This window comes from Streptomyces sp. R41 (assembly GCF_041053055.1).
Lineage (GTDB): Bacteria > Actinomycetota > Actinomycetes > Streptomycetales > Streptomycetaceae > Streptomyces.
On the sequence record NZ_CP163443.1, the window covers coordinates 6,169,082 to 6,191,296 of the forward strand.

At 70.5% G+C, this 22,215-nt stretch carries 17 protein-coding genes, 1 pseudogene and 1 riboswitch; of the genes and pseudogenes, 6 read left to right on the forward strand and 12 right to left on the reverse strand.

Translation table 11 applies throughout. The features are described 5' to 3' along the window. Positions 1-19: 19 nt before the first annotated feature. On the forward strand, positions 20-2,008 hold the full coding sequence (recQ, locus tag AB5J53_RS28290; RefSeq protein WP_369252517.1) for a DNA helicase RecQ: 1,989 nt from the start codon (positions 20-22) through the stop codon (positions 2,006-2,008). Between the two features lie 166 nt (positions 2,009-2,174). Here the strand turns inward: recQ and AB5J53_RS28295 are convergent, their stop codons facing one another. The 7 genes from AB5J53_RS28295 to fahA form a co-directional block, all read right to left on the reverse strand. Then, entirely contained in the window at positions 2,175-4,901 is a 2,727-nt protein-coding gene (locus AB5J53_RS28295; protein WP_369252519.1) for a fumarate reductase/succinate dehydrogenase flavoprotein subunit, read from the reverse strand. Between the two features lie 38 nt (positions 4,902-4,939). Beyond that, entirely contained in the window at positions 4,940-5,809 is an 870-nt protein-coding gene (locus tag AB5J53_RS28300) for an ABC transporter ATP-binding protein (RefSeq protein ID WP_369248463.1), read from the reverse strand. Next, on the reverse strand, positions 5,793-6,647 hold the full coding sequence (locus AB5J53_RS28305; protein ID WP_369248464.1) for an ABC transporter permease: 855 nt from the start codon (positions 6,645-6,647) through the stop codon (positions 5,793-5,795). Before AB5J53_RS28305 ends, AB5J53_RS28300 begins: the two co-directional genes overlap by 17 nt. Beyond that, the gene (locus tag AB5J53_RS28310) at positions 6,644-8,014 is read right to left on the reverse strand and encodes an ABC transporter substrate-binding protein (RefSeq protein ID WP_369252521.1); all 1,371 of its coding nucleotides are present in this window, start codon (positions 8,012-8,014) and stop codon (positions 6,644-6,646) included. Before AB5J53_RS28310 ends, AB5J53_RS28305 begins: the two co-directional genes overlap by 4 nt. A 66-nt stretch (positions 8,015-8,080) precedes the next feature. Then, on the reverse strand, positions 8,081-8,308 hold the full coding sequence (locus AB5J53_RS28315) for a ferredoxin family protein (RefSeq protein ID WP_010986276.1): 228 nt from the start codon (positions 8,306-8,308) through the stop codon (positions 8,081-8,083). Between the two features lie 95 nt (positions 8,309-8,403). Then, complete coding sequence (locus AB5J53_RS28320) at positions 8,404-9,183, reverse strand: GntR family transcriptional regulator (RefSeq protein WP_369248465.1); 780 nt, start codon at positions 9,181-9,183, stop codon at positions 8,404-8,406. A gap of 525 nt (positions 9,184-9,708) precedes the next feature. Next, the gene (gene fahA / locus AB5J53_RS28325) at positions 9,709-10,923 is read right to left on the reverse strand and encodes a fumarylacetoacetase (RefSeq protein WP_369248466.1); all 1,215 of its coding nucleotides are present in this window, start codon (positions 10,921-10,923) and stop codon (positions 9,709-9,711) included. A gap of 219 nt (positions 10,924-11,142) precedes the next feature. Between fahA and AB5J53_RS28330 the strand changes: the two genes are divergently transcribed. From AB5J53_RS28330 to AB5J53_RS28340, 3 genes are all read left to right on the forward strand, one after another. After that, the gene (locus tag AB5J53_RS28330) at positions 11,143-12,414 is read left to right on the forward strand and encodes an ATP-grasp domain-containing protein (protein WP_369248467.1); all 1,272 of its coding nucleotides are present in this window, start codon (positions 11,143-11,145) and stop codon (positions 12,412-12,414) included. A 28-nt stretch (positions 12,415-12,442) separates the two neighbouring features. After that, positions 12,443-13,666 (forward strand): FAD-dependent oxidoreductase, encoded by a 1,224-nt coding sequence (locus AB5J53_RS28335; RefSeq protein WP_369248468.1) that lies wholly within the window; start codon positions 12,443-12,445, stop codon positions 13,664-13,666. 309 nt (positions 13,667-13,975) lie between these two features. Beyond that, positions 13,976-14,803 carry an HAD family hydrolase gene (locus AB5J53_RS28340; protein ID WP_369248469.1) on the forward strand — a complete coding sequence of 276 codons (828 nt, stop codon included), beginning with the start codon at positions 13,976-13,978 and terminating at the stop codon, positions 14,801-14,803. Here AB5J53_RS28340 and AB5J53_RS28345 read toward each other — a convergent pair. The 4 genes and pseudogenes from AB5J53_RS28345 to AB5J53_RS28360 all read right to left on the reverse strand — a co-directional run. After that, positions 14,797-15,546: a transglycosylase SLT domain-containing protein gene (locus AB5J53_RS28345; protein WP_369248470.1), complete on the reverse strand. Its 750-nt coding sequence runs from the start codon at positions 15,544-15,546 to the stop codon at positions 14,797-14,799. The two genes, AB5J53_RS28340 and AB5J53_RS28345, sit on opposite strands and share 7 nt — an antisense overlap. Positions 15,547-15,549: 3 nt before the next feature. After that, a riboswitch (cyclic di-AMP (ydaO/yuaA leader) is annotated at positions 15,550-15,742 on the reverse strand. 237 nt (positions 15,743-15,979) lie between these two features. Further along, positions 15,980-16,309 (reverse strand): hypothetical protein, encoded by a 330-nt coding sequence (locus tag AB5J53_RS28350; RefSeq protein WP_369248471.1) that lies wholly within the window; start codon positions 16,307-16,309, stop codon positions 15,980-15,982. 34 nt (positions 16,310-16,343) lie between these two features. Further along, a complete protein-coding gene (locus tag AB5J53_RS28355; RefSeq protein WP_369248472.1) occupies positions 16,344-18,341 on the reverse strand; it encodes a CocE/NonD family hydrolase in 1,998 nt (665 codons plus the stop codon). Between the two features lie 52 nt (positions 18,342-18,393). Next, positions 18,394-19,087 (reverse strand): annotated as a pseudogene (locus tag AB5J53_RS28360) (oligopeptide:H+ symporter); the annotation flags it as partial. A 238-nt stretch (positions 19,088-19,325) separates the two neighbouring features. On the opposite strand from AB5J53_RS28360, the gene AB5J53_RS28365 reads away from it, so the two are divergent. Continuing rightward, the gene (locus AB5J53_RS28365) at positions 19,326-20,336 is read left to right on the forward strand and encodes a polyprenyl synthetase family protein (protein WP_369248473.1); all 1,011 of its coding nucleotides are present in this window, start codon (positions 19,326-19,328) and stop codon (positions 20,334-20,336) included. A 148-nt stretch (positions 20,337-20,484) separates the two neighbouring features. On the opposite strand, the gene AB5J53_RS28370 is transcribed toward AB5J53_RS28365, so the two are convergent. Beyond that, positions 20,485-20,994: a hypothetical protein gene (locus tag AB5J53_RS28370; protein WP_369248474.1), complete on the reverse strand. Its 510-nt coding sequence runs from the start codon at positions 20,992-20,994 to the stop codon at positions 20,485-20,487. Positions 20,995-21,184: 190 nt separating this feature from the next. Between AB5J53_RS28370 and AB5J53_RS28375 the strand changes: the two genes are divergently transcribed. Beyond that, positions 21,185-22,204 (forward strand): CHRD domain-containing protein, encoded by a 1,020-nt coding sequence (locus AB5J53_RS28375; RefSeq protein ID WP_369248475.1) that lies wholly within the window; start codon positions 21,185-21,187, stop codon positions 22,202-22,204. Positions 22,205-22,215 lie beyond the last annotated feature (11 nt).

Here is a 22,215-nt window from a genome sequence, read left to right on the forward strand (position 1 = left end):
ACGACGGGCGATGAGCGGGATGGGCGGGGCAGGTGTGATGACCGGAGCGGACACGACCGAGACACTGGGCGACAGCGAGGCACTGGCCACGCTCCACCGGGTCTTCGGGTACGACGCCTTCCGCGGCGAGCAGGAAGCGATCATCGAGCATGTGGTGGCGGGCGGTGACGCCGTCGTCCTGATGCCGACGGGTGGCGGCAAGTCGCTCTGCTACCAGATTCCGGCGCTGGTCAGAACCGGTACGGGCGTCGTGGTCTCCCCTCTTATCGCGCTGATGCAGGACCAGGTGGACGCGCTGCGCGCGCTGGGCGTGCGCGCCGGGTTCATGAACTCCACGCAGGACTTCGACGAGCGGCGGGTAGTGGAGGCGGAGTTCCTGGCGGGGGAGCTGGACCTGCTCTACCTGGCCCCGGAGCGGCTCCGTCTGGACACGACACTGGACCTGCTGTCGCGCGCGAAGATCTCCGTCTTCGCCATCGACGAGGCGCACTGTGTGGCCCAGTGGGGCCACGACTTCCGCCCCGACTATCTGGCCCTGTCGCTGCTGGGCGAGCGCTGGCCGGACGTCCCGCGGATCGCGCTGACGGCCACGGCCACCCGCGCGACGCACAAGGAGATCACCCAGCGCCTCGGCATGCCGGAGGCCCGGCACTTCGAAGCGAGCTTCGACCGCCCCAACATCCAGTACCGGATAGTCCCGAAGGCCGACCCCAAGAAGCAGCTGCTGTCCTTCCTGCGCGAGGAGCACGCGGGCGACGCGGGCATCGTGTACTGCCTCTCGCGCAACTCGGTCGAGAAGACCGCCGAGTTCCTCTCCCGCAACGGCATCGAGGCGGTGCCGTACCACGCGGGACTGGACTCGGGCACCCGTGCGGCCCACCAGTCGCGCTTCCTGCGCGATGAGGGACTGGTCGTGGTCGCCACCATCGCCTTCGGCATGGGCATCGACAAGCCGGACGTGCGGTTCGTCGCCCACCTCGACCTGCCGAAGTCCGTCGAGGGCTACTACCAGGAGACGGGCCGCGCGGGTCGTGACGGACTGCCGTCCACGGCATGGATGGCGTACGGCCTTCAGGACGTCGTCCAGCAGCGCAAGCTGATCCAGGGCTCCGAGGGCGACGAGGCGTTCCGCCGCCGGGCGGCCGCCCATCTCGACTCGATGCTGGCGCTGTGCGAGACGGCCCAGTGCCGGCGCTCCCAGCTCCTGGCCTACTTCGGCCAGGACCCGCACACCCCCGCGTGCGGCAACTGCGACACATGTCTGACGCCGCCCGAGACCTGGGACGGCACGGTCGCGGCGCAGAAGGTGCTGTCCACGGTGGTGCGGTTGCAGCGCGAGCGGGGACAGAAGTTCGGCGCGGTCCAGATCGTCGACATCCTGCTGGGGCGCCGGACCGCCAGGGTGATCCAGTTCGACCACGACCAGCTGACCGTCTTCGGCATCGGAGAGGAGCTGTCCGAGTCCGAATGGCGGGGTGTCGTACGGCAGTTGCTGGCCCAGGGGCTGCTCGCGGTCGAGGGCGAGTACGGCACGCTGGTGCTGACCGAGGCGAGCGGGACGGTGCTGCGGCGCGAGCGCGACGTGCCGCTGCGCAAGGAGCCGCCGAAGCCGGTGACCTCCCGGTCGGGGTCCGGTTCGGGATCGGCCCGGGGCGAGCGCAAGCCCAAGGGCGCCGTGGCCGAGCTGCCTCCCGAGCTCGTCCCCGCCTTCGAGACCCTGCGCTCCTGGCGCGCCGAACAGGCCCGAGAGCAGGGCGTCCCCGCATACGTCATCTTCCACGACGCCACGCTCCGGGAGATCGCCACGCTGTGGCCCAGCTCGGTGGCCGAACTGGGCACCATCAGTGGCGTGGGCGAGAAGAAGCTGGCGACGTACGGGGAGGGGGTGCTGGGGGTGCTTGCCTCGCTGGACACTCCCGGAGCAACGCCCGACGTCGCCCCCGACGAGGCGCCGGATCCGGACTGGCCGGAGATGGAAGCGGAACCGGAGCCGGAGGACTGGATATAGGGGTGCGGCGCGTTCGTAACCGCCCCCCTGCTGTGGGCATGCGTGTCGCTAGGGGCGACACCCGTCCCCGAGAGCGCGGCACCCCGTAAGTGCCGGGCTGCGCGACCCACCCCGGCGCCGGCACCCACGCCGGCCGCCCTTGGGCGCGGCCGCATGCGGCACGGCGTCACAACGCCCGTGACGCATATGCCCTGACGTCCGCGTCGGGGTCCGTCACCGCCGTGGCGAGGGCGGCGCGGGCTTCGGCGACATCGGCATGGCGGACCAGCGCCAGCACCGCAGCCTTGCGGACGTCGGCGTTCGGGTCGCCCAGAGCCTTGGCCAGGGCGGGGACGGCCACGTCGGTATCCGCGCCGGACAGCGCGGTGGCGGCGCCGGCCCGGACCTGCCAGGCGGCGTCGGCCTGGGCGGCGACGGCGCGCGCGGCGAGCGGCGCCGGGCACCCCGTGGCCGCCAGCGTCTCGAAAGCCGCCGCGCGGACCAGGGCGTCGGGGTCCTCGGAGAGCCGATCGAGGGTGTGCTCGACCGGCCTCCCCGGGGTCACGTTGGCCAGGGCCTTGGCCACGGTGACGCGGACCTCGCGGGAAGGGTCTGCCGCCGCCCGGGCCAGGGGCTCCGCGGCGTCGATCGAGACGAGGGCGCGTACGGCCTCGATCCGGACGGCGGTGGCGGGATCGGCGAGGGCGTCCGCGAACAGCGCCGCGTCACCGAGGCGCAGCGCCCGCAGGACGTCCAGGGAGGCGGCGCGTACGACGGGATCGTCCTCGGCGAGGGCGGAGGCGAGACCGTCGCGCAGGTCTGGCTCGGGCGGCAGCGTCTCGACCAGCTCGCGCAGCGAGGCCGCGGCGGCGGCCCGTACATCGCCGTGCGGGTCGCGGAGCGCGGTGGCCAGGGCGGGGCCGGTACCGGGCGGCACGGTCTCGGTGAGTACGGCGACGGTCGCCCGCCGGACGGCAGGGGAGGGATCGCTCAAGTAGGGCCGCAGGGTGGAGAGGTCGGGCTCCTCTTCGGAGAGGGCGAGGAGTTCCAGCAGGCGCGGTGTGGAGTCGTCATCCGCGTCCGGGTGATTGCTGGTGCCGGCGTCGGGGATGTCGGTGACCGCCGACGGCGAGGCCACCGGTGCCGCATCACGGGCACCCGCCGTGGCCACGCCCTCCGGGTGGACCTCGCCGAGGTGCCGGGAGGGGCCGCCGGTGGGGGTGAAATCGGGGACGGGGACCAGATAGGGGGCCACGGGTCGGGCCGTGAACTCCATCGAGCCGGAGGGGGACTTGTGCAGGTCGAGGTGGTGGAACCAAGAGGCGTCGTCGCGCGCGGGATGGTCCGTGCGGTCGTGGTACAGGCCCCAGCGGGACTCCGTGCGGGCCAGCGAGGCGCGCGCGGCCATCTCCGCGCAGTCGCGGATGAAGGTGACCTCGGCGCACCGCATCAGCTCATGGGGCGTGCGGGCACCCATCTCCGCGATGTCCTTACGCATCCGCTCGAACGCTTCCAGGGCGAGCGACAGCCGGGCGCCGGACTTCGGCGGTGCCACGTAGTCGTTCACGAAGCGGCGGAGTTTGTATTCGACCTGGGGTTGAGGCGGGCCGTCCGGGCTGCGCAGCGGGCGGTAGATCAGTTCGTGCGCGTCGCGGAGTTGGTCCTGCGGCAACTCGCCCTCGTAGGGCTTGTACTGGGCCGCGTCGGCGCCCGCGAGGTCGCCGAAGACGAAGGCGCCGATCATGTAGTTGTGGGGGACGCAGGCCAGGTCTCCAGCGGCGTACAGGCGCGGCACGGTCGTACGGGCGTGGTCGTCGACCCGTACGCCGGAAGCGGAGTGGCCGCCGCACAGGCCGATCTCGGAGATGTGCATCTCGATGTCGTGGGTGCGGTAGTCGTGGCCGCGGCCGGCGTGGAAGGTGCCGCGGGTGGGGCGTTCCGTGGTGTGCAGGATGGATTCGAGGGCGCTGATCGACTCCTCGGGGAGGTGGCTCAGTTTGAGGTACACCGGGCCCCGGTCCGAGGCGACCTCCGCGGCGAACTCCGCCATCATCTGGCCGGACCAGTAGTCGGAGTCGACGAAGCGCTCGCCGTGCCGGTTGACCTGGTAGCCGCCGAAGGGGTTGGCGACGTAGGCGCAGGCGGGGCCGTTGTAGTCCTTGATCAGCGGGTTGATCTGGAAGCACTCGATGCCGCTGAGCTCGGCGCCGGCGTGGTAGGCCATGGCGTAGCCGTCACCGGCGTTGGTGGGGTTCTCGTACGTTCCGTAGAGGTAGCCGGAGGCGGGCAGGCCGAGGCGGCCGCAGGCGCCGGTGGCGAGGATGACGGCACCGGCGCGGACCGAGACGAAGCCGCCCGTGCGGGTGTTGAAGCCCGCCGCCCCGACCGCGCGGCCCTCCGCCGTGAGGACCCGCACCGGCATCACGCGGTTCTCGATCCGGATCCGCTCACGCGTCTCGCGGCGCCGCAGCTGCCGGTAGAGGACCTTCTTGACGTCCTTGCCCTCGGGCATCGGCAGCACGTACGAGCCGGACCGGTGCACCTGGCGGACCGCGTACTCGCCGTGCTCGTCCTTCTCGAACTTCACGCCGTACGACTCCAGGCGCTGCACCATGGCGAAGCCGCGGGTCGCGGTCTGGCGGACGGTGGACTGGTCGACGATGCCGTCGTTGGCGCGGGTGATCTCGGCGACGTAGTCGTCGGGTTCGGCGCGGCCGGGGATGACCGCGTTGTTGACGCCGTCCATGCCCATGGCGAGGGCGCCGGAGTGGCGGACGTGCGCCTTCTCCAGGAGGAGGACGTCGGCCCCATGCTCGGCGGCGGTGAGGGCCGCCATGGTGCCGGCCGTGCCGCCACCGATGACGAGGACGTCACAGGTGAGTTCCTCGGCGTCCGCGAGGGCGGGGATCTCCATACGGGTGTCCGCGCGGGTGGTGTCCACGGGGGTGCCTTTCAGGTGCTGAGGGAGGTGAGGACCTCGCGGCGCAGGGACAGCCTCGCCGGGTCGTCCAGGGCGGATCGCTCACGAGGGCGCGGGACTTCGCGTACGGCGAGTAGCCTGCCGGCGCTGTGGGAGCCGGCGCCGTCGAGCGGACGTCCGGAGCCGAGCAGGGCGACGCGGTCGCCCAGGAACAGCGCCTCGTCCACGTCGTGCGTCACGAAGACCACCGTGGCGCCGGTTCCGTGCAACACCTCGACCAGCAGGTCCTGCATTCCGGCGCGGGTCTGGGCGTCGAGGGCGCCGAATGGTTCGTCCATGAGGACGGCGCGGGGCGCTCCGGCGAGGGCACGGGCGAGTTGGACCCGTTGGCGCTGTCCTCCGGAGACACGGTGCGGCAACTGCCGTCCGTGGCCGGCGAGTCCGACCCGGGCGAGCCAGGAGTCGGCCTGGGCGCGACGTTCGGCGCGGGACAACCCCTTGATGGCCAGCGGGAGTTCGACATTGGCGCGCAGGGTGCGCCAGGGGAGCAGGGCGTCCTCCTGGAAGACGAGCGCACGGTCGGCGGCGGGGCCCACCAGGGGGCGGCCGTCCTGGGTGACCGTTCCCGCGAGGGCGGGCAGCAGCCCGGCCAGGGTGCGCAGGAGGGTCGACTTGCCACAGCCCGAGGGGCCGACGACCGTGATGATCTCGCCGGGGGCGATGTCGAGGTCGACCCCGTCGAGGACGGGGGCACCGGGGCGGCCGAGGGAGGCGTTCACGACGGACAGGCGGGTGCCGCGCGTGGCGATGGATGTCCCGGTCTCGGCGACGGCCGACTCCGTGCCCGCGACAGGCGGCTCCGTGCCGGCGACGGACGTCTCGGTCTCAGACGAGGTGCTCATCGCGCACCCCCTCAGGGCGTTCAAGCGCCGGAGTCGGGGAGACCGGCGCGGTCTTGCGGACGCGCGCGCCGGTGACGTACTCCGTGCGCGGCAGCCAGCGGGTGAGCCACCGGCCCACGCGTTCGACCGCCGTGGACGTGAGCCAGCCGAGCACCCCGATCGTGACCATGCCCACGAAGACGCCGGGGTAGTCGACGACGGTGTAGTCCTGCCAGGTGCGGTAGCCGACGCCGTACTGGCCGGAGATCATCTCGGCGGAGATGACGCAGATCCACGAGACGCCGATGCCGACCGACAGGCCACCGAAGATCCCGGGGAGGGCGCCCGGCAGGATCACCGAGCCGAGCACCCGCCACCGGCCGCCGCCCATGGTGCGTACCGCCTCCTCCCATACGGGGGTCAGCGCGCGCACCGCGTGCCGGGTGGAGACCAGGACCGGGAAGAAGGCGGCGGTGCAGGTGATGAAGACGATGCCTTGTTCGTTGGAGGGGAAGAGAAGGATCGCGACGGGGACGAGGGCGATCGCCGGGATCGGGCGGACCACTTCCAGGACCGGGCCGAGCAGGTCCTCGGCGAAGCGGGAGCGCGCCACGGTCACTCCGGTGGCCACGCCCAGGACGGCCGCCAGCAGGAAGCCGGTGAGGATCCGGGTGAGGCTGTCGGTGAGGTCCGTCCAGTAGTCGTCGCCGCCCAGCCGGTCGCCGAAGGCGCGGGCCACATCGGCGACGGTCGGGAACTGCGAGAAGCGCAGCCAGAGGTCGACGTTCAGGCTGGTCAGCAGCTGCCAGGCGGTCAGGGCCGCGGTGAGCGACGCGGCCCTGACGAGATACCGGGTCATGACGCGCGCTCCAGGGCGGTGGCGTACGAGATGGTGCGCGCGCCCTGGTGGTCGGCGATGTACGCCCGGGCGGTCTCCGCCGTGACGAAGGGGTGCAGGTCGTCGCCGTCGGCCACCCACACCGCCTTGTCGGCGAACCACAGGGTGCCGGTGGTGGTGTCGGGGACGTACGCGGCGCGGAGAGCGGTGCGATGCGCGGCCACGTAATGGAGAAGGGAGGCGGGGGAGTTGAAGGTACGCGTGCTGGTGGCGCCCTTGGGCCAGGCCTGGCTCGCGGCCGGTGGGGGTGTCGCGGTGAGCTGGTCGGCGTACGCGGTCGGGCCGAGGGCGCGCTTCACGTACTGGTCGTCGACGAAGGCGTCCACGTCCACGTCGCCGACGAGCTTCGCCGACTTCAGGACGGACACGTCCTTCTTCAGGGCAGAGATCAGGCTCGGTTGCAGCGCCGGGTTGAAGGTGGCGATGCCATGAGCGCCGTTGTAGAGGTAGACGACCTCGGCGGGCAGGCCGGTCGCCTTCGCGACCTTCTCCGCCGCGGCCACCGGGTGGTCGTGGAGGTAGGCCGTCGCGTCCGACTGCGCCTTCAGGAACGCCTCCAGCACGGCAGGGCGCTTCTTCGCGAAGTCCTCGCGGGCGGTGACGCCGTGGAAGGTCGGCAGGTTCAGTTCGGCGCCGTCGTACAGGGCCTTCGCTTTGCCCTGGTAGGCGAGCAGACCGGGCCATGCGACGAACTGCGAGAGCGCGTCCGTGCTGCCCGCCGCGAGGGCCGAAGCGCCCACCGCGGGCTGCTGGTTGAGCTTCTCGACGCCCTTGGCCGGGTCGATTCCGGCGCGCTGGAGGGCCCGTACGAGAGTGCCGTCGGCGGCCGAGCCGACGCTGGTCGACACCTTCTTGCCGCGCAGGTCATTCAGCGAACGGAGCTTCGAACCCGGCGCCGTGACGATGGTGTTGAGGCCCCCGCGGAGGTTGTAGCCGGTGACGGAGACCAGGTGGGTGGGGCGGCCGAGTTGTTTGCCGCGGGCCGCGTTGATGAGGAGCGGGAAGTCACCCATCGAGCCGATGTCGATCTTTCCGGCGGTCATCTGGGCGGTGATCGGGGCGCCGGTCGCGTAGTCCTGCCAGTTCACCTTGTAGGTGGTGCCGTCTCCGAGGGCGTTCAGCTCCTTTTCGAAGGAGCCGAGCGAGCGGAGGAGGGTGCCTGCTGTGACCGTGTTGATCGTTTTGGACTGGTAGCCGATCGTGACGGTGACCGTGGAGCCGTCGCCGGGACCGGTGTCGGTGCCGCAGGCGGTGAGGGGGAGTGCGAGGGCGGTCGTGACGAGGGCGGCGAGTGCTTTGCTCTTTGCGCCGTGCTTGGCCCCGCGCATGTCCTTGTGCGCGGCTCCGTGTTTCGCCTTGCGTATTGCCTTGTGTTTCATGGGAGTTCGGGCCTCTCACCGGAGCAGATAGGGCATGTTGACCGTGACGGCTCCGGTGGGACAGCGGGCCGCGCACGGGCCGCAGTACCAGCACTCGTCGACGTGCATGTACGCCTTGCCGTTGCTCTCGTCGATGGCGAGGGAGTCCAGCGGGCACATGTCCACGCAGAGGGTGCAGCCGTCGATGCACTTCGACTCGTCGATGGTCACGGGCACGTCGGCCCGCTGGGGCGCCAAGGGCATGGCTGTCTCCAGGGAGGTCCTGCGGGAAGGGCGGGTCGGGAGGAGTGGGCTCGGGAGGAGTGGGCTCGGGCTGGGTGGGCTCGGGCTGGGTGGGGTCAGCGCGCGCGGCGGAGTCGGCCGCTCATCGTGATGCGGTCGCCGCGGAAGCGGATGAACTCCAGGTCGACGGGGCGGCCGTCGGCGAGATGCGTGAGGCGTTCCAGCATGAGCACGGCGGTGCCGCGCGGGGCCTGCAGTACGGCGGCCGAGTGGGCGTCGGCGTTGACCGCCTCCAGGGTGATGTCGGCGTGCCCGAGGGGCTGCCCCGTGACAGCTTCCAGGAGCCGGAAGACGTCGGTGTTCTCCAGGTCGGCGCCGAGCAGGGCGGTGCCGAGGTCGAGCGGGATGTAGGTGAGGTCGAGGGAGAGGGGGAGGCCGTCGAGGCGGCGGAGGCGTTCGATGTAGAGCACGTCGGCGCCGGGGGCGATGTGGAGGCGGTCGGCCACCGGGGCGGGTGCGGCGACGGGGCCGACGGTGCGGACTTCGTTGGTGACCTGGCCGTGTTCGCGCAGGGTCTCCGCGAGTCCCATCAGCCGGTCGAGCCCGTGGGGGTACTTCTGGGCGACGACGACCGTGCCGACGCCGGGGAGGCGTTCCACCAAGCCCTCCGCGCGGAGCAGGTCGAGGGCCTGGCGGACGGTGTTGCGGGAGGCGCGGTAGTCGGTGCCGAGGGTGGTCTCGTGCGGGAGGGAGCCGTTCGGGTAGCCGCCGGTCAGGATCTGGTGGCGGAGCAGGTCGGCGAGTTGGCGGGCCTGGTCCGCGCGCAGCCGGCGCCGGTGGGCGGCGACGGTGGTCGCGCCCTGGCCGGCGTGGTCTCGGATGCGGTCGGTGGGCATGCGTCGGACGATACCGACGGGGGGTGGGGCGTGGTGTTGCCGGAGTGTTGCGCCACTCCCTGCCGCCCGGGAAGCCTCGCTGACCTGGGGTTTCGTGTATCCGTGGGCAAGATCTGCCACCGGTGTGCCGCTGGTGGGGTGCCGCGTGTGCCGCTGGTGGTTTGCCGCGTGCGCCTCGCGTGGGTGGGTCGCGTGCGCCTTACCTGTGTTGGTCGCGTGCGCCTCACGCGTGTGGGTGGGGCGGGTCCGTGCCGGTACATCCGCCCGTCGCGGTGCCGACGTTCTCTGGGAGGCTCGACTTGGCTGTCGGGAGCGACGGGCATTCGATGTACCGGCACGGACCCTTCCGTGCGTGGGCGACTGCGGGTGCGTGGGGGCTATGGGCTATGGCCTCAGCGCCCTTCGCCCCTGTGGGGGTCATGGCCTCAGCGCCTTCCGACGGCGCCTCCCGTATTCGTGGGGGCTGGGCCGCGGACCCAACGTCTCCCGCGCCGCCGCGATTGCCATCGCCGCGGCGGCCTCCTGTCACGCGCTCGGCGTGATCCGCCCAGTCACCTCACCAAGGCCCACCCGTGTCCCGCCCGGCCCAGGAGCCCATGCCGTCAGGGTCACCTCGTCGCCGTCCTCCAGGAAGGTGCGCTCGGCGTCGGGGAGGGGGAGGGTGTCGCGGCCGTTCCAGGTGAGTTCCAGGAGGGAGCCGCGTTGGGTTTCGGTGGGGCCGCTGACGGTGCCGGAGCCGTACAGGTCGCCGGTGCGCAGGGAGGCGCCGTTGACCGTCATGTGGGCCAGTTGCTGAGCGGCGGTCCAGTACATGGTGGCGAAGGGGGGTTCGGAGACGACGTGGCCGTTGATCGCGACGGAGATGTGGAGGTCGTAGCCGCCGGGGTCCTCGGAGGAGTCGTCCAGGTAGGGGAGGAGGGGGTGTGTGCGGGTGGGGGGCGCTACCCGGGCGTCTTCCAGCGCGTCGAGCGGGGTGATCCATGCCGACACCGACGTGGCGAAGGACTTGCCGAGGAAGGGGCCGAGGGGGACGTACTCCCATGCCTGGATGTCGCGGGCCGACCAGTCGTTGAGGAGGCAGAGGCCGAAGACGTGGTCGCGGAAGTCGGAGAGGGGGACGGGGGTGCCCATGGGTGAGGGTGTGCCTACCACGAAGCCGACCTCCGCCTCGATGTCCAGGCGGATGGAAGGGCCGAAGGTGGGGGCGGTGTCGGAGGGGGGCTTGCGCTGGCCCGAGGGACGTACCACCTCCGTGCCGGAGACCACCACCGTGCCGGAGCGGCCGTGGTAACCGATCGGCAGGTGCTTCCAGTTGGGGGTGAGGGAGTCGGCGGCGTCGGGACGGAAGATCTGGCCGACGTTCCGGGCGTGGTTCTCAGAGGCGTAGAAGTCGACGTAGTCCGCTACGTCGAAGGGGAGGTGCAGGGTCGCCTCGGAGAGGGGGTGGAGATGGGGTTCGAGGGTCTCCCGGTGTGCCGGGACCGTCACCCAGGCCGTGAGCGCGCGTCGTACGTCGGACCAGGCAGTGCGGCCCGCCGCGAGCAGCGCGTTCAGGGTCGGCTGCGCCAGCAGCTCGGCGTACGGGGAGCCGAGTGCGCGGGCCGCCGCGCCCGCGTCGAGTACGTGGTCGCCGAGCCGGACGCCGATGGTTCGCTCGGACGAGCCGGCCCGGGAGAAAACGCCGTACGGAAGGTTGTGCGGGCCGAAGGGATCGCCCTCGGGGACATCGAAGGGGGGCATCGGGTGCTGCCTCACTTTCGGATTCGTACTCGCCATGTGATTCATGTGTTCCATGTGGTCGGGGCACACGTTACGGGGGAGTGACCATGCTGTGGCAGTGCCTAAAGAGTTTGCAATGTCCGAATTGGTCTTGTCGGACGTGGCAATTCCGGCTTAGCGTCCTTTGGGGGACACGGACGGGGTGGGTCCGGTCCGTAGGGGGGACGCGTGGGGGGACCCGTGGCCAGGAGCTCCAGCAGTGTGCCGGTCGACGCCGACCGGGAGGTTCCGGGCCTCATCGTGAAGTTCGGCGACTACCCGCTGCACCACGGTGGGGTGGGCGCGATCCGGAGTCTGGGCCGGCTCGGCGTACCGATGTATGCGATTACCGAGGACCGTTACACGCCCGCTGCGGCCTCGCGCTATCTCCGGCGTGCCTTCGTATGGCCGACGACCGGGACGGAGGAACCGGAGCGGCTCGTCGAGGGGTTACTGCGCATCGGGCGGCGGATCGGGCGGCCGACGGTGCTCGTCCCGACGGACGAAGAGGCCGCGGTGCTGATCGCCGAGCACCAGGACGAGTTGGGGGACCGCTTTCTCTTTCCGCGCGTCGATGCCAAGCTGCCGCGCCGCCTCGCGAGCAAGCAGGGGCTGCACGAACTGTGCGTGGAGCACGGCATCCCCAGCCCGCAGGCGGCCTTTCCCCAGTCGTACGAGGAGATCGCCGCGTTCGCCGAGAGCGCCCGCTTCCCGCTCGTCGCCAAGAACCGCGAGGCGTTCGTGCGTCGCAGCCGGCCGGCGGTGAACGGGACGACGCGGATCGCGACCCGCGAGGGGCTGCTGACGCTCGCCCGGGACTGGGGCGCGCAACCGGGCGTGATCCTCCAGGAGTACCTGCCGAGGGAGGAGGCGGAGGACTGGATCGTGCACGCGTACTTCGACGCGGACTCGACACCTCTCGCGATGTTCACGGGCGTGAAGGTCCGCTCCTGGCCGCCGCACGCGGGAATGACGGCGAATGCGTACGTCGTCGACAATCCGGAACTCGCGGACCTCGCCGCGCGTTTCATCAAACAGATCGGCTTCAGCGGCGTCATCGATCTCGATCTGCGCTTCGACCGGCGCGACGGACAGTACAAGCTCCTTGACTTCAACCCACGGATGGGCGCGCAATTCCGGCTCTTCGAGAACGAGTCGGGGATCGACGTCGTCCGTGCCATGCATCTGGACCTGACCGGACGCACCGTTCCAGAGGGGGAACAGCGCGCCGGTCACCGGTACATCGTGGAGAACATCGACCTGCCGGCCCTGCTCGCCTACCGGCGCAGTGGCTATACGACACCGCACGCGCCGGCTCGCGCGAGCGGTACGGAGCTGGCGTGGCTCGCGGGTGACGACCTGCGGCCGTTCTTCACGATGCTCGCGCGCTTCGCGCGGCCGGGTGCGAAGCATCTGTATCAGCTGTGGCGGACCAACCGCCGCGGCAGCAGCAACAGTTCCACCGCGAAGTAGACGTAGTACGTCCTGGGGAGGGGACTTCGTGATTCATCCGGTAGCAGTCATCGGTGCCGGGCCATTCGGCCTGTCCACCGCCGCCCATCTGCGGGCGCGCGGTGTCCCGGTGCGCGTCTTCGGCGAGCCCATGGTGAGCTGGCGCGATCACATGCCCGAGGGGATGCTCCTCAAGTCGACACCGATCGCCTCCAACATCGACGCCCCGCAGCGCGGGCACACGCTCGTCGACTACTGCGACGCGGCGGGGATACCGCGGCTGGTGACGGACGAGGACATCATCCCGGTCGAGACGTTCATCGCGTACGGGGAGTGGTTCCAGCAGAAGCTCGTGCCCGAGCTGGAGCGGGTGCGGGTCGTCTCGGTCGACCGCAAGGCCGGCCGCGAGGGCTCCGGTGACGCAGGCGGCTTTGAACTCAAGCTGGACTCAGGGGAGTTGTTCACGGCCCGGGCGGTCGTGGTGGCCACCGGCCTGTCCGGACTCGCCCATCTGCCCGCCGAGCTCGCGGGAGCGGCGGCAGACGGACCCACCCCCACGGGCCCTGTCTCCCACAGCTCCCAGCACCATGACCTGAGCCGGTTCTCCGGCAAGGAGCTCATCGTCGTCGGCGCGGGCCAGTCCGCTCTGGAGACGGCCGCGCTCGCGGCGGAGGCCGGCGCGCAGGTGCGGGTGGTGTCCCGTGGCAAGGGCGCCGTCGACTTCGGCGCGCCCCCGTGGAAGCAGCCCAAGTTGCGCCCCGAGTCGCCCTTCGGCCGCGCCTGGTCCCTGTGGGCGCTGAGCTACTACCCGCAGCCCTACCGCTATCTGCCCGCGCAGACCCGGCACTATCTGGTCCGCCGTGTGCTCGGTCCGCTCGGTGCCTGGTGGCTGCGCGACCGCTTCGAGGGCAAGGTCGACGTGCGCGAGGTCTCCCGGATCGTCCGCGCCGGCACCCCCGACGGCCACCCCGTCCTGTCCGTCCAGACCCACGGGGGCCGGACCGAGGAGCTCTCCGCCGACCACGTCATAGCCGCGACCGGATATCGCGTCGACATCGCCGCGATGGACTTCCTCGGACACGAGCTGCGCACCGAGCTGGCGGTCAGCCGGGGTACGCCGAAACTCGGCGCGGGATATCGGTCGTCCGTGCCCGGGCTGTACTTCACGGGGTTGCTGGCGTCGGCTTCGTACGGGCCGGTGATGCGGTTCGTGTGCGGGACGGAGTTCGCTTCACCGCGGTTGGCCAAGCACTTGGTGGCTGCGCACGCGTGAGTTGGGGGCAGGGGGCGCCCTTGCAAATGGGTGCGCCCCCTCGCCGTCGGATCACATCCGCGCGGGTCAAGACGCTCGCCCTACCCGCGTGCTCGCGGCAGGCCAACTGCGCATCTGGGAGTCGACGTTGGACGCGGGCACGGTGGCGCACCTCGGTGTGAGCAGAAGTGGACCACGTACGGCCAGTACGGCCCGTAACGCCAGTACCATCCAAACCGCCCGTGCGGTGAACGGCGTTGCTGACGGGATACCGGACGTCGTCCGGTTCACGCCGGGCCGATGAGTCGTTCGATCCGTATTCTTCGGATCATGGCCGCTCCGACTGCATATTCACTCATCGCCACTGACCTGGACGGAACGCTGCTGCGCGGCGACGACACACTCTCCGACCGGTCGCGCGCCGCGTTGGCGAGAGCCACGGCCGAGGGTGCCCAGCATCTGGTGGTGACGGGACGGCCGGCGCCGAGGGTCCGACCGCTCCTCGACGAACTCGGCGGCGAGGGACTGGCGGTGTGCGGGCAGGGGGCGCAGTTGTACGACGCCGGGGCGCACCGTCTGCTGTGGTCGGTGACCCTGGACAGGGAGCTGGCGGAAACCGCCCTCGGCAAGATCGAGGCGGAGGTCGGGCTGCTCTACGCGGCGGTGGACCAGGACGGTGTGGACGGCCTGACGCTCATCGAGCCGGGGTATGTCATGCCGCATCCGACGCTGCCTGCGGTACGGGTGCCGCGCCGCGACGACCTCTGGACGGAGCCGATCAGCAAGGTGTTGCTCCGTCACCCTTCCCTGTCCGACGACGAGTTGGCGTCGGCGGCGCGGGGAGTGGTCGGCTCGCTGGCGACGGTCACCATGTCGGGGCCGGGCACCGTCGAACTCCAGCCATGCGGCGTGACCAAGGCGACGGGGCTCGCCCTCGCCGCCGCCCACCTCGGCCTCAGCCCCGCCGCCACCCTCGCCTTCGGCGACATGCCCAACGACATCCCCATGTTCGACTGGGCCGCCCGCGGCGTCGCCATGGCCAACGCCCACCCGGAACTGAAGGCGGTGGCCGACGAGGTGACCCTGTCGAACGAGGAGGACGGGATCGCGGTGGTGCTGGAGCGGCTCTTCGGGGCCCGGGAGAACGTGTCTCAGTAGGCGCCGTTGACGTTGTCGATCGAGCCGTACTTCGCCGCCGCGTAGTTGCACGCCGCGGTGATGTTCGCGACCGGGTCGTAGGGGTCCATCGAGGTGCCGGGGACGTGGTACGCCTTGAAGGTCGGGTCGATGACCTGGAGGAGGCCCTTGGACGGGATGCCGGCGGCAGCGTTGGAGTCCCAGTTGTTGATGGCCCGGGGGTTGCCGGAGGACTCGCGCATGACGTTGCGGTGGATGCCGTTGTAGGTGCCCGGAATGCCCGCCTTGCCCATGATGTCCAGCGACTGCTTGATCCAGCCGTCGAGGTTGTTGGCGTACGTCTTCACGGAGGCGGGAGTGGCCGTCGTCGCGGACTTGGTGCTCGCCTTGGTCGTCGAGCCCAGCTTCACGGTCTTCGTGCCCACCGTCAGCGTCAGGCCCGGGGGGAGGACCGACGGGTTCGCACCGATCACCGCGCGGTTGGCGTCGTACAGCTTCTTCCAGCCGCCGCTCTGCGGGTACTTCTGCGCGATCTTGGACAGGGTGTCGCCCGCGACCACCTTGTAGGTGACGAGCTGGACGTCGGTGATCGTGACTGCGGCGGCCTTCGTGACCTGCGGCGCCTGCGTCGGCTGGGCGGCGTGCGCGCTGGTGGCGCTCACGAGCGGGAGGACGAGCGCGGCTCCGCTCGTGCCTGCGGCGATCATGCAGCGGGTGAACGGGCTGCTGGTCTTGCGGCGGTAGTGCTTGCCTCGTGCGGGCATGACGACATTCCTCTCCGGCGCCTGCGAGGTGAGCTGTCGGGTTCGGGCGGGAGGTGCCCGGCCGCGCGCTGGGCGCGGCTTCACCCCTAGCCGTTCCGGAGTCCGGATCGGCGGCTTACCTGGGTCCCCCGCTCCTGCCGTGCTTGCGTGGGTGGGTGGGTTTCCGAGCGGCGGCAGGATTCGGCGATCCGCTCGGATCGGGGCGAACGTATGCGAGAGCACATGTCGGGAACAAGCCCCGAATTCCCGCCTCAGCCCGCTTTAACCTGGGAAAAGGAAGGGTTGAATTGCCCGATTGGGGCGGAATGTGATCCTCAACTTGCCTTTCGCGAAGGGGAAGTCGAGGTGGTGGAGTGTGGCGCGAGGGCGGCTCGGACGTGACCCAATTCACGCGACCAAGGCCATTAAAGCGGCAATGCTTTCAATTCGGGCATTACGCTTCGAGCGTCCAGACCGGGGAATGCCGGGGAGGAGCCGGCCGCACCTCCCACACGGAGAGGTCCGTGTCGGGGTCGTCGTCGGGGAGGCGGCCGGCGTTGGGCTTGAAGTAGAGGCCGTAGCCCCAGTATTCGGGGAGTTCGTGGCACATCAGATCGGGGTACGGCGCGAACTTCCGCCCTTCGTATGCCCTGTTGATCCTCGCTACCGCTTCCGCCCGCGAGATCCCGAAGCGCGTGACCATCTCGTGGGCCATCTCGCGGAAGTACGCGAGCATGCCCTCGTCGAGGTCCATCAGGAATTCCTCGGTCCGCGTCTGCGCCATGCTCCTCAGGGTTCCGTACGGCACCCTCGCCCTTCTAGCCCGCCGTTCGGGGGATCCGCTTCTCCCAGGTCCGGTGGAAGACCACCTCGTCGCCGTCCTTGCAGATCACCTCGTTGGAGGTGATGAAGTCCTCGGCGTCGCAGGTGATTTCGGAGGTCGTCGAGATGCGCGCGTCCCAGGGTAGGTCCGGGCGGTGCAACCGGACCGACCACGTCGAGCGGGCGCGAGCGGACAGAGGGGCGGAGTCTTTGATGGTGTACGTCTCCAGCGCGTTCTCGGTGAATTCGAGACCGTCGGGGTACACGCGGGTGCCGCCGTAGCGCGGGTCGACCTCCAGGCGCCACGCGCTGGCAGCCACGTCGCGGACCACCAGGCGCTCCGGGCGGGGTTCGTCCAGCGTCGTCGGGACGACCACCCCCAGCGGTTCGGACTGCTCCGGTTCCTCGAAAGTGATGGCGGACGTCGACTCCCGTGCCCTGACCGGGAGTTCCAGCGTGCTGCCCATCGGGTCCAGGGCGAAGCCGGCCTCCGAGCCCGGCTGCGGCCAGATCCAGGGCCAGTACGCGGAGGAGACGGAGAGGCGGATGCGGTGGCCCGGCGGGAAGGCGTAGCCGATGCCGTTCAGGTCGAAGACCACCTCCTCCGTAGCACCTGGTTTCCAGGGAACCGCCTGGTCACGACCATGGCGCGATGACAGGTTCAGCACACCCCGGGTGACGAGTGTCGAGGCTCCGTGGGGGGCCACGTCGCAGAGGCGGGCGATCACCTGGCCCCGGTGAGCCGAGGACGTCAGCCGCAGCCGGACTCTCGGGCGGCCCAACACCCAGGTCTCCTCCGGTACTTCGAACTCGAAGCAGGCGGATCGCGCGTCCTCCTCCCGCTGGTCCGGAGGCAGGTCCGAGTCGTTCCCGAGGGGGAAGAAGCGGCCCGCGTCCGCACCTGTGTGCTGGGGTGAGCGGATCAGCACGGGGTCGCCCTGGAGCGCGTACGAGACGGGGGTGACGGAGGGAGAGGGCCAGGCGGGGTCGCCCACCCAGCGGCCGGGGAGCTCCGGGTACACCGTCGCCGGGGGGTGCGCGTCCATCACGTACGAGCGGAGGACGGGGGTGGACAGGGCGCCCGTGTCCTTGTCCCGGAGCCAGTGGTCCCACCAGCGCAGGGTCTCCTGGAGGAAGCCGATCGCCGGGCCGGGCGGCAGGCCCCGGTCGGGGTACTGGTGCGACCAGGGGCCGATCAGGCCGCGTACCCGATCCCGCGGAAGGTGTTCCACCAGCCGCAGCACCGTGTCGCGGTACGGGTCGTGCCAGCCGCCGACCGCCAGGACCGCCGCCCGGATCGCGCCGTAGTCCTCGCAGACGCTTCCGTGCCGCCAGTAAGCGTCCCGGGTCTGGTGGGACAGCCAGGTGTGGACGAAGGGGTCGACCGCCTGCAGGCGCTTCACCCACATGTCGCGCCACATCACCTGGCCGACGTGCACCGGGTCCGGCGGGCGGCAGACGTAGGCGAGCATCGTGGCCGCCCAGGCGTGCATGTCGACGGCGAGGACGGAACCTCCCATGTAGTGCACGTCGTTGTCGTAGCGATCGTCGCTCGAGCAGACCGCGACGATCGCCTTGAGCGGCTCGGGCGCGAGTGCCGCGATCTGGAGGGAGTTGAAGCCGCCCCAGGAGATGCCGAACATGCCGACCTTGCCGGTGCACCAGGGCTGGGACGCGAGCCAGTTGACGGCCTCCACCCCGTCGGCCAGCTCCACCTCCGAGTACTCGTCCGTCGGCAGGCCCTCCGAGTTGCCGTGGCCGCGGACGTCCACCCGGACGGAGGCGTAGCCGTGGCCCGCGTACCAGGGATGGCGTTGCCAGTCGCGGGGCGCGGTCCAGTCCGTGAGGCGGTACGGGAGGTATTCGAGGAGGGCGGGCACGGGCTCGTCGGTCAGCGGGCGCCAGACGCGGGCGTACAGGCGGGTGCCGTCCGGGAGCGGGATCCAGATGTCCTCGTGAGTGGTCTCGTACGGGAAGGACGTACGGATGTGCATGAGCGTCACCCCAGTGGCTTCAGTGGACCGGGTGCATCGTGCGGCGCGGCCGGGGAGCGAGGGCGAATTGCGCCGCGCGTCCGCGTCCGGCCAGGTGACGGCGGCCCGCTACGTACTGGATGAGGCCGAATGTCATCCCGATGGCCGCCGCCGAGAATCCCCGGTGCCAGCCCCTGTGGTCGCCGAGCCGGCCGGTGATCAGGGGACCCGCGAACGCGCCGATGTTGATCGCCATGCGGTAGAGGGCGAAGCCGGCGTCGCGGCGGTCGTCGTCGGTGGCGTAGAGCTTGCCGGCCATGGTGGCGACGTTGGGCTCGAGCAGGCCGGTGCCCGCGCTGGTCAGGCCCAGGCCGGACCAGGTCGTCGCGGCCGTGGGGACCGCCATGGAGTAATGGCCGCTGGCGATCAGGATGCCGCCCCACAGGACCGCGCGGTACGAGCCGAGCCCGCGGTCGGGGAGCCGGCCGCGGGCGACGGAGACCAGGTGGACGAGCGTTCCGTACGCCGCCGACACGGACGCCGCCGGGCCCGCGGCCATGCCCATGCCGCCGTGCGTTGCGGTGTCGGCGAAGTAGAGGCGTGCCGAGGAACGAGAAGCGCTCCCAGTCCTCCGGGCCGGAGAGGGTCGGCAGGCCCCTGGGCTGCCCGAAGAAGGCCTGGTCGTCACCCGGCGGCGGCCGGCTGCCGGGCTCGGTCTCGTCGGCGCTTCGGGACACGGCGGGGTGCCTCCGGATGGGTCGTTGCATGTCCGGTCGTATCAGCTGATCAAGAACATACCGCCCGTGATCCGATATCGCCCGGGCGAGCGGGGGTACCTGCTGCTGGAGCGAAGTCGGGCGGGGGGACGGTGGGCGCTCGTGGTGATCGAAACGTGACCGGATACGCTGACTTGAGTGATGGCAGCGACACATCGACAAACCGTGTCATCGACCGAATGATCGACCGAGTTCGCCATGTGATCGTCAGCAGACAGGAGATCCTCTCGTGACCGTCGTCGGGCCGTTCGGGCTGAGCGTGCGGGACCAGGCTCTCGAAGCCGATGTCCAGGCCGGATTGGCGGCTGTGGAGGAGGGCTTGCTCGAAGTCACCAAGAGCGAGGTCCCCTTCATCACAGAGGCCGCGCAGCATCTCCTGAGGGCCGGTGGCAAGCGGTTCCGTCCGCTGCTCGTGATGCTCGCCGCGCAGTTCGGTGACCCGTATGCGCCGGGTGTCGTGCCCTCGGCCGTGGTCGTCGAGCTGACCCATCTCGCCACGCTGTACCACGACGACGTGATGGACGAGGCGGACGCGCGGCGCGGGGTGCCCAGCGCAAACACCCGCTGGGGCAACTCGGTGGCCGTCCTCACCGGTGACTTCCTCTTCGCGCGCGCCTCGCACACCCTGGCCGACCTCGGGCCCGAGGCCGTCCGGATCCAGGCCGAGGCGTTCGAACGGCTGGTGACCGGGCAGATCCTGGAGACCGCGGGGCCGCGCGACGGGCGTGACCCGGTCGACCACTACCTGGACGTGCTCAGCGGGAAGACCGGCTCGCTGGTCGCCGTCGCGTGCCGGTTCGGGGCGATGATGTCGGGGGCCGACGAGACGGTCGTGGACGTGCTGACGCAGTACGGGGAGCGGCTGGGTGTCGCCTTCCAGCTCGCGGACGACGTACTGGACATCGCGTCCGACTCGCACGAGTCCGGGAAGACGCCGGGGACGGATCTGCGCGAGGGGATTCCCACGCTGCCGGTGCTGCGTCTTCGGGAGCGGGCGGAGCGGCTGGGCCTTGCCGAGGACATCGCGCTGTGCGAGCTGCTCGACTCCGACCTGACGGATGACGCCCGGCATGCCGAGGCGCTCTCCCGGCTGCGGGTCCATCCCGCGCTGGAGCAGGCTCGGCGGGACACCGTCCGGTACGCGGAGGATGCGCGGGCCGCGCTTGCTCCGTTGCCGGAGTGCGATTCGAAGGCTGCGCTGATGGAGCTGGTTGACGCGGTGGTGCACCGGGCCGGATGAGGTCTGCCTTCCGGGTACCCGGGGTCGGGGTCGCCGTCGGGGGTGGGTCGCGCGGCCCGGCGCTTACGGCGTGCCGCTCTCTTTGGGGCGGGCGCCGCCCCAGCGGCACGATTGCCCACGGCCAGGACTGTCGGTTGCGACGGCTGCCTCAGTAGCCGGTTCCTCCCGTGTTCGTCGCCGGCGTGCCTGATGCCTTTGCTCCTGTCGGTGTCACCGCGAACCAGGTTCCGTCGACTCCCTGGCCGTACGCCTCCTTCGGTTCGTCGTCCTTGGTGTAGCGGTAGAGGGGCCAGCCGGCGAGGGTGAGTTGGGTGGTGCCGTCGGTGCGCTTCACCGTGGAGACGAGGTTCTTGTCGATGCCCTTGGTCGTGATGCCGCCCTGGGCGGTCGCGGCGGGCCAGAGCTTGGCGCAGGCGTCGTAGCAGGTGACCTTGGTCGGGTTCGCGGAGTCCGCGTCGAAGCGGTAGAGGACGTAGCCCTTGCCGTCGGTCACCACCGTGCCGACGTTCTTGACGTCGGCGGTGGTCAGCGTGGTCTCCGACGCCGTCGAGGTGCCGGTCTTCGCGCCGTTGCCGCTGCCGCCGCCGCTCCCGCACCCGGCGAGCGTGAGCGCCACCACCGCGGTGCCCGTGGCCGCGTAACCAATGATGTGCCGCATGGCGACCCCCTTGGCCGATGCCGATTGCTGCCACCCAGATGTACGGATTTAGGCGATTTTTCGCTTGCCCTCGGAGTGGTGTGATGCGGGTCACATAGTTGGATTGAGTCCAGGGTCGGATCCAGTCCGTACTCATGCCCAGAAGCTGACGCAGGGGGTGTCAGCTGAGATACGGGGAGAAAACAGAATCATGGGATCGAACGCCACGTTCACGACGCGTCGCAAGAGCCTGATCCTGACCGGCGTCGCGGTCGCCGCCGCGGCCGGTGTCGCCGCCGCCGTCATCCCGGCGGTCGCCGCCGGCGGCAGCCACGGCAAGAGCCACAGCGGCATGAGCCACTCGATGCACGGCGACCAGACCATCGTCACGCAGAGCGGCGTCATGGGCGGCAGCGGCGGCACCATCCTCGCCACCAGCCTCAACGGCGCCAACGAGGTGCCCGTCCAGGGCGGCCCCGCCGTCGGCGACAAGGATGGCGCCGCGCTGGAGTTCATCAAGGTCAAGGGCGACAAGGTGTCGGTCGCCGTGACCTGGCGCGGCACCGGAAAGCCGACTCTGCTCCACATCCACCAGGGCGCCAAGGGCACCAACGGCGGCGTCAAGGTCGACTTCAGCAAGTTGCTCGACAAGATCAAGGGGCACAGCGTCGTCGGTACCGTCAAGGTCGAGGACGCGGCACTGCTCGACGCCCTGAAGTCCGACCCCGGTTCCTTCTACGCCAATCTGCACACCGCCGAGTTCCCGGGCGGCGCCGTCCGTGGCCAGCTCCACAAGGTCACCAGTTCCTTCGACTTCCGGCACGCCCTGAACAACTTCCAGGCGTCGGTCGTCAAGGGCAAGCAGATCTACGAGTGCAAGCCGGTCGAGGGCGGCGGTTACGCCTTCGCCCAGCGTGACGTCGCGGCCCTGCTCGGCGGCAACATCGCACACTCGTTCGTAAAGCCCAATTCCGGTACGCCCCAGTGGGTCGCGCCCGACCGCAGCGCGGTCACCGGCGCGCTGATCTCCAAGACCCCGAACGGCGACAAGAACATCCCCGAGCTCGACCTCAAGGCCACCCAGTCCGGCAAGCACCGCGGCCTGCTGGCCGGGACGCAGGAGATCCTGCGCCTCAACACCGTGGGCGGCGTCGCCCCGGCCGGGTCCTGCTCGCCCGGGACGATCGTGGGTGTCCCCTACCAGGCGGACTACGTGTTCGTGCAGCGTTGACCGACCGGGCC

What these genes read in the sequence shown, in the direction of transcription:
- AB5J53_RS28375 (WP_369248475.1), top strand. Translation starts at nt 21,185, where the DNA reads ATGGGATCGAACGCCACGTTCACGACGCGTCGCAAGAGCCTGATCCTG.
- AB5J53_RS28315 (WP_010986276.1), bottom strand. Translation starts at nt 8,308, where the DNA reads ATGCCCTTGGCGCCCCAGCGGGCCGACGTGCCCGTGACCATCGACGAG.
- AB5J53_RS28295 (WP_369252519.1), bottom strand. Translation starts at nt 4,901, where the DNA reads ATGGAGATCCCCGCCCTCGCGGACGCCGAGGAACTCACCTGTGACGTC.
- AB5J53_RS28310 (WP_369252521.1), bottom strand. Translation starts at nt 8,014, where the DNA reads ATGCGCGGGGCCAAGCACGGCGCAAAGAGCAAAGCACTCGCCGCCCTC.
- recQ (WP_369252517.1), top strand. Translation starts at nt 20, where the DNA reads ATGGGCGGGGCAGGTGTGATGACCGGAGCGGACACGACCGAGACACTG.
- AB5J53_RS28320 (WP_369248465.1), bottom strand. Translation starts at nt 9,183, where the DNA reads ATGCCCACCGACCGCATCCGAGACCACGCCGGCCAGGGCGCGACCACC.
- AB5J53_RS28305 (WP_369248464.1), bottom strand. Translation starts at nt 6,647, where the DNA reads ATGACCCGGTATCTCGTCAGGGCCGCGTCGCTCACCGCGGCCCTGACC.
- AB5J53_RS28340 (WP_369248469.1), top strand. Translation starts at nt 13,976, where the DNA reads ATGGCCGCTCCGACTGCATATTCACTCATCGCCACTGACCTGGACGGA.
- AB5J53_RS28370 (WP_369248474.1), bottom strand. Translation starts at nt 20,994, where the DNA reads ATGCGGCACATCATTGGTTACGCGGCCACGGGCACCGCGGTGGTGGCG.
- AB5J53_RS28355 (WP_369248472.1), bottom strand. Translation starts at nt 18,341, where the DNA reads ATGCACATCCGTACGTCCTTCCCGTACGAGACCACTCACGAGGACATC.
- AB5J53_RS28345 (WP_369248470.1), bottom strand. Translation starts at nt 15,546, where the DNA reads ATGCCCGCACGAGGCAAGCACTACCGCCGCAAGACCAGCAGCCCGTTC.
- fahA (WP_369248466.1), bottom strand. Translation starts at nt 10,923, where the DNA reads ATGCCCCCCTTCGATGTCCCCGAGGGCGATCCCTTCGGCCCGCACAAC.
- AB5J53_RS28350 (WP_369248471.1), bottom strand. Translation starts at nt 16,309, where the DNA reads ATGGCGCAGACGCGGACCGAGGAATTCCTGATGGACCTCGACGAGGGC.
- AB5J53_RS28300 (WP_369248463.1), bottom strand. Translation starts at nt 5,809, where the DNA reads ATGAGCACCTCGTCTGAGACCGAGACGTCCGTCGCCGGCACGGAGCCG.